This is a genomic window from Clostridium sp. (assembly GCF_051278035.1).
Lineage (GTDB): Bacteria > Bacillota > Clostridia > Clostridiales > Clostridiaceae > Clostridium_AD.
Map to the genome: position 1 here is coordinate 42,497 of NZ_JBNMNU010000001.1, position 11,609 is coordinate 54,105.

Here is an 11,609-nt window from a genome sequence, read left to right on the forward strand (position 1 = left end):
ATTAATATTTTTTACCTCCAAAAAAGAAGTGTCCATCAGGAGTTACGCTTATTTGAGTTATGTTTGACCTACCTAATTCGTCGATCATGTTTATTGCAAAACCATTAGCCCATTGTTGTTTCATTGGTCTAGAAGCATAGTTAAATGCTTTAGTAGTAAAATCAGCACATGCACCAATGTTAAACGCTGCCATCTCTCCTTCTCTGTAGTTCTGTATTCTATGTGTATGAACATATGCACAGCTTCTTCTTAATTTATCTAAGTGAGCTTTTGCGTTATGAATACTAAAGTAAACACCGTGAAAAATATCAAAGTCATTACCAAGTGTGATAAAATCTCTGTTCCAATTAGTCTTTACATTGTATCCTCTTTGCCATAGTTTTAATCCGTCTTCCGGAGATACTAGAGGTGTTTTTGCGTTATCCATTACTGACATCCACCTGTTATGTCTGTCTTCATGGTTTCCGTACAGATATGTTTTCCAAACATCTGCAGGTAATGCTTTATCAAACTCAAGAAGTAATTTATTTCCAATCCGGTACTCATCATTTAGTGTTAACCCTGGAATTGCAGTAAATCTACCCTTGTCGTGGCTTGATAATGGGTTTAAATCTATAAAATCACCCATAAGGTGAAATCCTTTAATCTTTTTATTGTGATCTTTAATAAGGTTTAAGATACCCTTATGTAGTTGCTTGTTGTGAAAAGGAACATGGTTGCATCCTAATAATAGATGCATTCCAGCTTGATCCTTTATTGATGGAGTTTTAAATGTTTTTAAAGCTTCCTTTCTTTTTAGAGTAGGCTCAGAAGATTTTTTAATTTCTTTGATCGCCTTTATTGGCTGTACTCCTAGTTGTTCTGCAAGTTTATTAAATTTTTCTATAAACTCTGGAGACACTTTCATGTCTTTTTTTATTTCTACCTCTCCTTGTATTGATGTTGATAATTCTTCTCTTAATTGTTTTCTCGCCTCTGTAATTATTTTAAAACTAATTTGACGCCCGTTGTGTTTTCTTGATAAAAACATTTGAATTTTTGGGTTACCTTCATTCAAATAACTTTTTTTATTTCTAAGAAAATCTTTTACTAATTCTAAATCTCTCATGTAAAACTGTTTAATTAATATAGACTCGTTGGCAAATATATAAAATAAATAACGATAAGTCAAATTTTAGCATCATATACTATTGAAACATTAACAATAATTGCTTGAGCATCTCCTGTTAAAAGACTTACTATGTATTAAATTACCAAAATTATCATGAATAAAGAAAGTTACAGTACGGTCATTATTGTTTTGATAATCGTTATAAGATCTGTACCCGTCTATACTTAAGTTATATTCAGTTAATTCATCTATTGTTTCTCCATTACTTACGCTATCTCCACCTGATCCTTCAACAACAAATAAAGCTAATTCACCAAACCAAGTAACAACAACAGACGAAGTAGTCTTTACTCCAACCGTAAATGTACTTTGGCAATTTGTATTAGTAAGCCTCATTCCTCCAATTTTTCCTGTTACAGTAGGTTGAGATAATTCTTCTTCGACGTGTATTGACATTGTTCCCATTATTGTACGAATATTCCTGACCCAGCATCAGCTATAGAAAAATCAAAGCTAAGTGACTGGATAGTTGTTATTGTTGAATCTGGAACATAAGAAAAATAACCTGCATCTATTTCATCAAAAGATATAATTTGATTTGTAACTACGTTAGAGCCGTTAAATATTAATGTTCCTTCTGCTGGTAGTGTTAATATCTTTAATTTATCTGCGGCATCTCCTTCTGGGTCCGCATATTGAGGGCTTGTTCCTGTTGTAAAATCAACACTAAGAAAAGTTCTTGTTGTTGCATACTCAGTTAATACGGCTCCATCACCAACTTGAGAAGGAGCTTCATTAGCTTTCTCTAAAACACTTAATCTCATTTGACCTGTATTTAATCCACTTAATGAATTTGAACCTGTATCAGCAACGTCAAAAGAAAAAACATCTACATAAGAGGTTTCTACAATGCTTTCAGATAAATAAATTAAATTACCTGAAGAAATCTCTCCTGAGAAAATTATTTGACCAAGAGTTACTTCTGTGTTATTTAGTTTTAAAGTTCCATTTCCCACTAAAATAGATGTTGCTTTTATGTATTTTAAAGGATCATCTTCAGGGTCCGAATAAGCAGGACTAGTTCCAGTAGTAAAATCAGCTAAAGTAAATACATGATTACCAGAATAAGCTATGTTACTTATTTCATTTGAACCTGTAGAGGTAGGCCTTCCGTTAGGAAGACCCTTGTTTGTTATAGTTATAAACATTTTTTTTTATTTTTAAATTATTCTACCCATTCCATTGATCCTGTATCTCTAACAGCTACAGATATTGTGTCTGTAGTTATTGCGTTAGAATCTGCTGACTCGTGATAAAAAGCACCTGAATCTAATTCAGATTTAGTGATAACTTGACCAATAATTGCTATAGCTCCAAAATAATAGTAAGTTCCATTATTGATAGAAGATATATCAAGAATTTTAATAGCATCTAAAGCATCTCCTTCTGGATCAGAGTATGGTGCAATAGCTTTTGTTGTAAAATCTGCTGAGCTAAATACAGTCGTAACTCTATTGTTTCCATAAAGCTTAGTATCTCCAACAGTTGCTGGTTCGTTTTCTACAGCTATTTGAACTACTTCAACACTTATTGTAGCAATATTAGATTCCAGTGGAACTTGTAAATCGTTGTCGTATGCACTTATTGTAAAAGAAGTGCTATACCCGACAGTACCTTCTCTAGTATAAACTAAAAGTTCAGGATTTAATAGCAAAGAGTTTAGCTGAACTTCAGAGCCGTTGTAAAACAGCGTTCCTGTAGAAGGTAGTGATTTTACAACAAAACTACTTTGATTAGTTCCTTCGGGATCGCTATAACTAGATAGTGATGTTAAATTGCTAAAGTTATAGTTATTAGCAGCATCGCCTAAAGATATAGAAAAAGAAGAAATAGTTGGAGCAACGTTTGGCAAAACAACACCAGAAGTTTTAATCTCAACAATTCCTATAGGTTCAAAATCACTTATAAATGATGGTAGAGCTTGTTTTTCAATACATATAAAAGGATCTGTAAGCTGTAAAGTTGTAACCATAGAGTTTAACCTCTGCAATGTAGAGTAAGTTGTTGAGTAACAAGAGTACTTATATATCAACCTTAACAAGGATAATCCTTCTAAGTTTGCTTTTCCATAGTACTCCAAATGCTTAGAAGCTTTTCCTACAGATGTTATGAATATTCTTCCGTCTTTTTCAGTCATTATGTTGTAGTAGTTAGTAAGCAATCTATTACACCTATCGAAACAATATTTCCTGCAGTAGATACTACGGCTTCAATATCGTTACAATCGTCACAAGTAGATGTATCTATTGTTATGATTAATTTTTTTAAGTTATCAATAGCATCTTGAAATCTTCCAAGAACTAAAGACTGTTTTGTAGCTTCCAAATACATGTCAAACAACAATGAGTTTTGAAAATTACTATTACAATTAAGACACGATAAATCAATATTTGCAATTAACTTAGCTTGTACTATATAATATTGAGTTAAGTTAAGTGTAGCTACTATAATAGCTTCAGGCTCGCTTGTGGTTATTTGTAATAAGTATATTCCTTTAAAATTAGCTACTTTTGCATTTGCAGCAGTTATATCGAATACTTCTGAGTTTGTCGATCCAGATAAAAGAGAAGACAAGTCTACAGATTTAGATGGGTCTTTATAAGAGTCTTGATCCCACAACAAGATTTGAGTTATAGTTTGTCCGGAAGTTACATCTACATCTAATGAAATAGTAGAAAGATCGTTAGACACCATGAATTTATTTACTGTAATTGACATAGTTTTGTTTTATTGTTATTAAATAAAAAAAGGGACTGGGAAAATTAAATTCCAGTCCCTTTTAGATTTTTTAAGATAATTATCGTTTTATATTACGATGCCTTAATAGTATCTACACTACCAGCTCCTAAAATAGTATTTAAGTCTGCTACAACTGAATTCACATCTGCGTTTGGCGCAGCTGCTGTTGGCATTGCAACTGTTACAGTTTTCTTAGACTTTTTAGCTTCATCTCTACCTTCGTCATAATAAGATATTTCTACAATATCATAAGTACCACTAGCGACAGAAACTAAATCTGGACCCACAATGTTATGAGGGTAAGCATTAAGTCTATGAGTATCTCCTCTTTCACCAAGTAAGAAATATTCCATTTCAACAACTTGATATCCAGTACCAACTCCTTTACTAGCTTTGTCAGTAATAGTTACCGTAGGGTAAGTAGTACAAGAAACGTCAATAGCAAAATCATCATAAACTTTAATATTCTTGTCTCCGTCAAAGCCTGAGCCTTGAGTTTTTCCAGTTACAACTAAAGCTGCACCTGATCCACTTCCTGTTTTAGCAAAAGTAAACGCTGGGTTTGAAGTAGCATTAGCTCCTTGTTCACGGGAAAAGTTTCTATTTAAAGAAGCAATAAGTCCGTCTACAACAGCTTCTGCATCATTACCTGTTACGGCTTTGTAATACCCCTGCTTTAAGTAAGTATCTTCTTGAGATAAAGAACCAAATTGGCTAATTTCAATATTTACAGTATAAAGAGAGTTAACGTCTACAGTTAATGCAGAGATTGTTACTTTCTTGTTTACAGCTGCTGTGTAAGCAACCGATCTTACGTCTGTTACATTATCTGGTTTGATGGTATCACTAGAGATAACGTTTCCTAGTGCATCCTTTTGAAATAATTTGAAGGCTTTTCCCGCTGCAACAGCAGTACCGTCTTTACTTAAGATGATTAAATCATTAGTAGCACCAGACTCTAAAGAGCTCATTGATGTTACACTTGAAGCGTCAGCTTGACCTACATACATGTGTCTAACTTGGTTTTGACCAGCTAATCCCATAATAATAATTTGTTTTTAATTAATAAAAGTTTTTGATACTATTACAAATGTAAAGGATTTGTATCATTAATCCTAACATATTTTTATTTATACTCTTGAATCCATTTCAACTCTTGCTTTCAAAGAGCTTTCTCTGTAATCTAACACTGCATTTTCTACCGCAATGTTTACAATGTCTGTGTGAGCTAATTCACTTAATACTGAAGTAGCTACAGCAGTTTGTCCGTTAATAGTTAAACCCATTCCCAAAACATCCGGAGATGTCAATAAACTTCCAATAATTATTGGAGAAGGAAAGGTAAGATATCTCACGTTGTATCTAGTAATATTTACTGACGAAATTAATTCTACAGTTGTTTTAGAGTTTTCTTTTGAAACATCCATTCTCCAAACTTTTTTACCATTAGGCTTTCTAAATGGATTCGGATAGTCTAAAATAAACTCGTCATGCGTAACCGGAATTACCTTCACTACTTTCCCATTGATAGTTGCCGTTTCCAAGACAATATACATTGGGCTTTCGCTCAACTCGTAAAATTTAGATTCGTCTACCAAGCCTCTTGTTGAGGCCACTGGTAGAGTTATCTTTTCATCTTTAACTAATTCATTTAATATTCTTCTAGATTTCTCTTTTAGTTCAAATGAAGAAGTTGGATCTTTGTCTGCATCATAGCTTGTTTTAACTAATTGCTCTTGGCCGATAGTCAAATAAGAACTTATCTCATAAGTATCCAATCCAGGAGCACCCTCAAGTGCATTGTTGTATCTTAAATTGAATCCTTCTTTAAATTCTGATGCAGTCATATTATTCTTCTAAGTGTTTTAATTTTGCTTCTAAAGCTAACCTCATTTCTTGACCTAAATTGCTAGATAAATATCTACTAGCTACATCTAAATAAGGTGCGTCCCCATCCGATACTGGTTCATTATCTAAAGTATAAAACTTCTTGTCTTTTTTAACTATTGCTCCGTATTCGTAGCAAGACTCTAATAAGACTTTAGATTTTAAGTACTCGTCTCCCATTATAGATACAAGTAAACTTGGATTTTTTTCAAGCTCTTTGTGTAATTCAGATTGTAGAAAATCTAACTTATGACTTCTATTAGTTGTTCTACCAAGATTTCTTAAAGTATATCTTAAGATTTGCTTGCTTTCTTCATACTTAACATATAATTTATATGCTTGAACTTTATTACCTACTTTATCTATTTCTTTAGCCATTTGCTCTGAAGCAGATGTAAGTACAAATCTATTTGTAGCCCTGTGATTAATCTCATCTAAACTGTTTGCTACAATTGGACAAGCTTGTAATAATTTAAGTTTAATAAAGTCGTATGGATCTGATATATCTAATCTTAGTTCATCTTTACCTAAAAATATTGGTAAAATTCCCATTTCGTATGCTACACCTCTTTTTCCGTCTTTATCTCTTTCTTTCCAAAAGCTACCATATATCGATAAATTAACTCCATCTAGTAAGCTTTCTAATCCATTTTTTTCTCTATCAGTAAGAAGATTCTTCATTTTTCCATTGTCCATTGTTGGCGCAGGAATTGCAATCTCAGCTCCATTTAATAAGCCTCCGTGAGCAACATGCTTAGGATCCTTAATACCGTTTCCTTCTTTAAGAATATACTTTACTGATACAATCTTATTTTCTAGAAAGTCTGTACGAACTTCTTTTTCTCTTACTACTGTTGCTACTAACTCTTCTTTTTCTACTTTTTTCTTAGCTGTCGCCATATTGTTATCTTATTTAAAATTCTTCCTTCTCTATGTGTGATAGTTTGTAAAGATCTACCAACTTGTTTAAAGCAAATATATAAATATATATGTATTGCTTTTAAAAATTACCCTCGTCGAACAAACGAGGGTAATAGTTACTCTTATGCTAATACATAAGGAATAATACTTGCTGTTCTAGAAGCATCATAACAAACAACGCCTAACTGACACCATTTAGTTATTGTTCCGGAATCTTCAAGAGTTCCCATATTACCATTGTTTACTGCTCCTGTGAAAGGATTTCTGAATCCCCATTGGTAACCTCTAATTTCCTCAGCACCTTTTACAGTTACTTTTTGGATATTTGGATTTTCTGTAGTACCCATGTAAAATATATCAAATCTGTAAGATTCAGCAACTCCACTAGATCCAGGGATCTTAATTGTGTTACGTATCTTATCGTCATAGAAATCATCTACTTCTAATTTCACTGTTACACCATTTGGAGCCATATACTCTACAAATTGGAAACCTGCACTCATTGCGTTAGCATGCAATGGAGAAGTTGTTGTTTTAACAGTTGATGGATTAGTTCCTGGAGTTCCTACGTTGTTTGACCATCCTGAAGTTGTAGCTAATACAGCCTTGTGGAATGCAGCAGCTCCTCTTTCTCCTGTACGAAGAATAAAGGTACGTTGGTCAAATCCTAACTTTCCTTCTGATAATCCAAAAAGGATTTCTTCTAACAATTCAATTGAGAATTCGTTATAGAAGTAAGTATTAGACTGTTCCATTTGCTCTCGAATACCAGATCCAATTTTGATGCTACGTCCTGAAACATCTTTGTTATGGTACTGTCCATCAGAAGTTCTGTTTGTTTTACCATACATTAAGAATTTATTCTTGTATAAAGAAAATTCTTGCTCTACTAACCAGTCTTCGTATAATGCTAATGCACCAAACACTTTCTTGTTACCAGACTTGTCAATAACAGGAATACCCATTACAACTTTCTTGTTTGTAGCGTCTCCTGGAAGTTTATGGTCGATACGAATAGTAGTCAACTCACCTCTCATAGAAACTGGAGTTACTCTACGAATACCACCAACTTCTCTAGAAAGACCTTTACCTACTGGAGCAAACTCCTCAGTAAATCTTTTTCCAGCGATTAACTCTGAACCAGGAATACCTGTTCTGTCTGATCCTGCAATCTCTGCAGTGTGTACCCATTGCGATCCTGATGGATATCCATCGTCTAGTAATCTAATTGGATATACTTCATTTTTTTCACCTACGATTAACTCACCTTTGAAGAACCACTGCTCATCAAATGTTAATTCGAATTCTTGACCACCTGATCCAACGCCAGTGTCTGAATCTGTTACAGTAGCACCTTTAAAAGAAGCTTCCACTAAAGGAATGTTTCTACGTGAACTACCGATAAGCTCCCAATAGAACTCATTATCGTTTTCAACCTGCTTTGTTTCAAACTTAGCTAGCATGTTCTCTAGAGATTTACCTCTATTGATTGCTAACAACTTGATCATAGCTTCGTTAATTTTTGTTGGAGATGTTTTCCATATAGCACCTAAAGTGTTCTCAGGATTAATCGTTCCAGCAAAAGCTTTTGCGTCAGTTACCTGAAACTTGCCTAATTGCATAATTTAATTGTTTTACGTACACGCTATTTTTTTGGTGCACCTCTGTTAAAAAGTTGTTTATTACTCTATTTCAAAATCCTTAAGATCTGATAATTTAAAGTTAGATTGACTGTCTTCGGTATTTGTCTCAACAGAACCTTCACTTGTAAATTTAGCACCTCTTATTAAATTTTCTAAATCAGTACTAATCTTACTCTCTTGCTTGTTTCCAAACACGTTAAAATCAGTAAGACCCTTCGTTAGATAAAATAAAGCTTCTAGTTTGATACGTGATCCAACTGGGTCAGCTTTTTGAGCCTGCATAAATGCATTTTCTTTATTACCTAAGTCTGAAGTAATCTGGCTATATAACTCATCTTTTTGAGAATCAGTTAAAGTAACACCAGGTACTACTTCTGGAGTGGTCGCTATGTAAGACTTAATGTCTGATAAGCTTTTATCCTCCTTTCCTTTTGCATCAGTCATAAGACCTTGCAAAGAAGTTTCTTCTGCTTCAATTAAAGCTTTTAACGCAAATTGAGCATCTTCGATGTCTGTTCCGTTATCTACACTTCTTTGAGCCATTTCTCTAGCTCTTTCTTCAGTGTATCCTTTTTGCATAAAATCTTGCGTAATGGCTGTACTTCTAAAGTCTCCATTTGTTTCGTCTTGAATATACTCAGGAGAAACCTCTTTAAGTTTCTCAATAGTATTCATCTTTTCAGATACATCTGTTACGGATGCTCCGCTTTTTTGTGCTTCTTCAAGATATTTTTGTCTATCTGTTAATCCAGATTCAACTTGTTTTTTAATTGCCTCCTCAATATCTTCTAAGGATTTAATTTTTGTAATATCAAGCTCAGGTAAAACACCCTTGGCTTTGAACTCGGCAGCTAAGTTAGAATAAAGCTGTTCAGTCTCATTCAGTTTTGGAGAGGAAGAATCACTGCCGTCGCCATCTTTAGAGGTTTCACCCGCCTGAACTTGATTTTTATCTTTATCCTGATCAGCTACGCTCTCTTGATCTTCTTTTGAAGTATCATCACCGTCAGTATTTTTTTTATCGTCATTATTTGTATCCGTAGATCCTGGTTTGACTTCCCCTTCTTTTTCTTTATTTCCTTGAACTCCTGTTTCTTCATCAAATAATTGAAGTGAGCTTTCGTTGAAATCTTCTAAATCTCCTAAATTTAATTCTCCCATGTTAAATGTTTTTAATTCTCCTCTAACAAAAGTAAGAAAATTAGCCTCTTAATGCCAATAGGTATTATAGCTAAACACTTAATAAATACTACTTATAAACCAATATTATTTTCTTCAACACACATTGATCTTAACCATTCACCTACATTGAAACTAGGGCAATCTTTTTCAGACACTTCGTTGTGTCCTATTACTTTGATGTGAGGATGTCTTAGAATCATAAACTTTACGTAAGTTTCTAAACCTTTGTGTTGACCATAAGTTCTAGTATCTTTAGATTTTGTAAGGTCATCTTTTTCAGTTCCTCCCACGTATACTACGTGAGCTGATTGGCCATTAAAACCTCTTGCCCCATTTGAAATCTCCCAGTTATCTATTTGATCGTCTTGGTTGTAATCGATTAAATTCTCTAAAGAACCATCTATGTGTAAAAGATCTCTGTAACCTACTTTAGACCAACCACGTTCAACTAAATGCCACTGCTCGATATCTTGTTTTGTAACTTCTCTCCCTTCTGGAGTTGCTGTGCAATGGATTATTAAGTATTTTAATTTTGACATTTTTTAATGTTTTATTTACTTTTAAATATATCTTTAATTTTTGTTGGAAGTAAATTTAAAACCCTCTTAAATAGATTGTTTCCGCTAACCGCCTCCATGTTTTCGTATATACTGTACACTTCAACAACACAAGCTACTACAACGGCTAATTCAGCTAAAGAGTAATCAATTCCAAAAGCTTCTACTGATAGTCCTTTAAAAACTAACATCTGTAGAACTATAAAAACAATTATACCAATAAAGTATTCTGTTGTTTTTTTCCAACTCTTTCTTAGTTCACTTGATTTTATAACTTTCCAAAACTCTTTTTTCCAAGGTTTAAATTTAATTTTCGATAAGTAGTGTGATTTCCTAATTCCAGTTAACAAATCTATAAAAATTATTATTATTAAAGCAAATAAAAGAGGCTTCATGCTTAATATGATTACAAGTAAAGGACTTATAAGCAGTAATAAATACTTGCCTAGTGTCATTGATTTAAAAAATAACGTAATTGAATTCATTTCTTTTTTTCTTAATACAAATATACAGTAAATAGTATATTTTTAATTATACTTATTATAGCTATATGTAATGTTATTTAATTAATACTTTATAAAAATTTAATTAATTAAATCAATATAAAATTTAACTTGTTTAAGTTTAACAAGAACTAGTACCCACTACTAGACCACTTGAACCTATTTCGTAGGTTGTAGGTCCAGAAAATTTATAGTAACCCAATCCTAATGGAGCACTTGCTCCTGCATTAGTATATACGTAATCGCCAGTACCAGGTATTGAACTTGATCCATCATGGTAATAGGTTTCGTTAGTATTTGATGAATTACACGCATCATTTTTTGAACTTAAAAATCCAAGACTAGAAGAAAATGCAGTTAATGATCCTACTCCTATTTCTGTACCACAAGTAGTAAAGTTAAATGTAAATTCAAAATTACCACCACTATTTCCAGTAAATGTAAAATCAGTGTATTCTCTAGGAGTTTCTAAAGAGTTTCCATTAATTAAATAATTTCTAACTCCTATTGATCCATAATTACTATTGTTATTGTTTTGAGTATTATCCATTGATATAACATTAGACGAAGATAAAATAACAGGGTCAAAATAATATACTACCATTCCTGACATCGGACATCCAAAATCAGCTTCCGCATCTGATAGCGTTAATGATGTATTAGTAGAACCTATAAAAACAGAACCTACTTGGCTGTTAGAACTTAGATCTGTTTCTCCAACTTTTACATTATTTAATAATATATCAAAATTATCATCCATAGCAGAGTTTTCATTACATATTTGAAAAACTATAACTCTACCAGTACAAGTAGGAGGAGGTGAAGCTCCATAATTTCTAAAGTTTAATAAATTGTTTTTATTACCTGATGAATTAACTTCATAGTTAGAATCAAAATCTCCTAATACTGCATCTGAAAAACATTGACTCAATCCTTCATCTGAAGCTAGTCCTAATTCATAAATTACATTTTGTAAAGTAAAATCATTTCTATTTGGAATTGCCAT

13 protein-coding genes are annotated in these 11,609 nt (G+C 32.9%); all 13 read right to left on the reverse strand.

The features are described from left to right. Window position 1: 1 nt before the first annotated feature. The 13 genes from ACJAX4_RS00140 to ACJAX4_RS00200 all read right to left on the reverse strand — a co-directional run bounded on the left by ACJAX4_RS00140 (window position 2) and on the right by ACJAX4_RS00200 (window position 11,609). A complete protein-coding gene (locus ACJAX4_RS00140) occupies window positions 2-1,108 on the reverse strand; it encodes a hypothetical protein (RefSeq protein WP_435787423.1) in 1,107 nt (368 codons plus the stop codon). Between the two features lie 90 nt (window positions 1,109-1,198). Then, on the reverse strand, window positions 1,199-1,576 hold the full coding sequence (locus ACJAX4_RS00145; RefSeq protein WP_435787424.1) for a hypothetical protein: 378 nt from the start codon (window positions 1,574-1,576) through the stop codon (window positions 1,199-1,201). Further along, window positions 1,576-2,319 (reverse strand): hypothetical protein, encoded by a 744-nt coding sequence (locus tag ACJAX4_RS00150; RefSeq protein WP_435787425.1) that lies wholly within the window; start codon window positions 2,317-2,319, stop codon window positions 1,576-1,578. Before ACJAX4_RS00150 ends, ACJAX4_RS00145 begins: the two co-directional genes overlap by 1 nt. A gap of 17 nt (window positions 2,320-2,336) precedes the next feature. Further along, the gene (locus tag ACJAX4_RS00155) at window positions 2,337-3,332 is read right to left on the reverse strand and encodes a hypothetical protein (protein ID WP_435787426.1); all 996 of its coding nucleotides are present in this window, start codon (window positions 3,330-3,332) and stop codon (window positions 2,337-2,339) included. Continuing rightward, on the reverse strand, window positions 3,308-3,889 hold the full coding sequence (locus tag ACJAX4_RS00160) for a hypothetical protein (RefSeq protein ID WP_435787427.1): 582 nt from the start codon (window positions 3,887-3,889) through the stop codon (window positions 3,308-3,310). The genes ACJAX4_RS00155 and ACJAX4_RS00160 overlap by 25 nt, the downstream gene beginning before the upstream one ends. Window positions 3,890-3,981: 92 nt before the next feature. Next, window positions 3,982-4,953 carry a hypothetical protein gene (locus ACJAX4_RS00165; RefSeq protein WP_435787428.1) on the reverse strand — a complete coding sequence of 324 codons (972 nt, stop codon included), beginning with the start codon at window positions 4,951-4,953 and terminating at the stop codon, window positions 3,982-3,984. Between the two features lie 87 nt (window positions 4,954-5,040). After that, window positions 5,041-5,757 carry a hypothetical protein gene (locus ACJAX4_RS00170; protein WP_435787429.1) on the reverse strand — a complete coding sequence of 239 codons (717 nt, stop codon included), beginning with the start codon at window positions 5,755-5,757 and terminating at the stop codon, window positions 5,041-5,043. 1 nt (window position 5,758) lies between these two features. Then, the gene (locus ACJAX4_RS00175) at window positions 5,759-6,697 is read right to left on the reverse strand and encodes a hypothetical protein (protein WP_435787430.1); all 939 of its coding nucleotides are present in this window, start codon (window positions 6,695-6,697) and stop codon (window positions 5,759-5,761) included. Window positions 6,698-6,840: 143 nt separating this feature from the next. Then, window positions 6,841-8,340: a hypothetical protein gene (locus ACJAX4_RS00180; protein ID WP_435787431.1), complete on the reverse strand. Its 1,500-nt coding sequence runs from the start codon at window positions 8,338-8,340 to the stop codon at window positions 6,841-6,843. Between the two features lie 60 nt (window positions 8,341-8,400). Next, a complete protein-coding gene (locus ACJAX4_RS00185; RefSeq protein WP_435787432.1) occupies window positions 8,401-9,522 on the reverse strand; it encodes a hypothetical protein in 1,122 nt (373 codons plus the stop codon). A gap of 92 nt (window positions 9,523-9,614) precedes the next feature. Next, a complete protein-coding gene (locus tag ACJAX4_RS00190; RefSeq protein ID WP_435787433.1) occupies window positions 9,615-10,082 on the reverse strand; it encodes a hypothetical protein in 468 nt (155 codons plus the stop codon). A gap of 11 nt (window positions 10,083-10,093) precedes the next feature. Next, window positions 10,094-10,585, reverse strand: coding sequence for a phage holin family protein (locus tag ACJAX4_RS00195; RefSeq protein ID WP_435787434.1), 492 nt, complete (start codon window positions 10,583-10,585; stop codon window positions 10,094-10,096). Between the two features lie 139 nt (window positions 10,586-10,724). Continuing rightward, window positions 10,725-11,609 (reverse strand): hypothetical protein, encoded by an 885-nt coding sequence (locus ACJAX4_RS00200; RefSeq protein WP_435787435.1) that lies wholly within the window; start codon window positions 11,607-11,609, stop codon window positions 10,725-10,727.

Bases quoted from the DNA above. Each gene is read 5' to 3' on its own strand.
- ACJAX4_RS00140 (WP_435787423.1), bottom strand. From the start codon at position 1,108: ATGAGAGATTTAGAATTAGTAAAAGATTTTCTTAGAAATAAAAAAAGT.
- ACJAX4_RS00145 (WP_435787424.1), bottom strand. From the start codon at position 1,576: ATGGGAACAATGTCAATACACGTCGAAGAAGAATTATCTCAACCTACT.
- ACJAX4_RS00150 (WP_435787425.1), bottom strand. From the start codon at position 2,319: ATGTTTATAACTATAACAAACAAGGGTCTTCCTAACGGAAGGCCTACC.
- ACJAX4_RS00160 (WP_435787427.1), bottom strand. From the start codon at position 3,889: ATGTCAATTACAGTAAATAAATTCATGGTGTCTAACGATCTTTCTACT.
- ACJAX4_RS00165 (WP_435787428.1), bottom strand. From the start codon at position 4,953: ATGGGATTAGCTGGTCAAAACCAAGTTAGACACATGTATGTAGGTCAA.
- ACJAX4_RS00170 (WP_435787429.1), bottom strand. From the start codon at position 5,757: ATGACTGCATCAGAATTTAAAGAAGGATTCAATTTAAGATACAACAAT.
- ACJAX4_RS00175 (WP_435787430.1), bottom strand. From the start codon at position 6,697: ATGGCGACAGCTAAGAAAAAAGTAGAAAAAGAAGAGTTAGTAGCAACA.
- ACJAX4_RS00180 (WP_435787431.1), bottom strand. From the start codon at position 8,340: ATGCAATTAGGCAAGTTTCAGGTAACTGACGCAAAAGCTTTTGCTGGA.
- ACJAX4_RS00185 (WP_435787432.1), bottom strand. From the start codon at position 9,522: ATGGGAGAATTAAATTTAGGAGATTTAGAAGATTTCAACGAAAGCTCA.
- ACJAX4_RS00190 (WP_435787433.1), bottom strand. From the start codon at position 10,082: ATGTCAAAATTAAAATACTTAATAATCCATTGCACAGCAACTCCAGAA.
- ACJAX4_RS00195 (WP_435787434.1), bottom strand. From the start codon at position 10,585: ATGAATTCAATTACGTTATTTTTTAAATCAATGACACTAGGCAAGTAT.
- ACJAX4_RS00200 (WP_435787435.1), bottom strand. From the start codon at position 11,609: ATGGCAATTCCAAATAGAAATGATTTTACTTTACAAAATGTAATTTAT.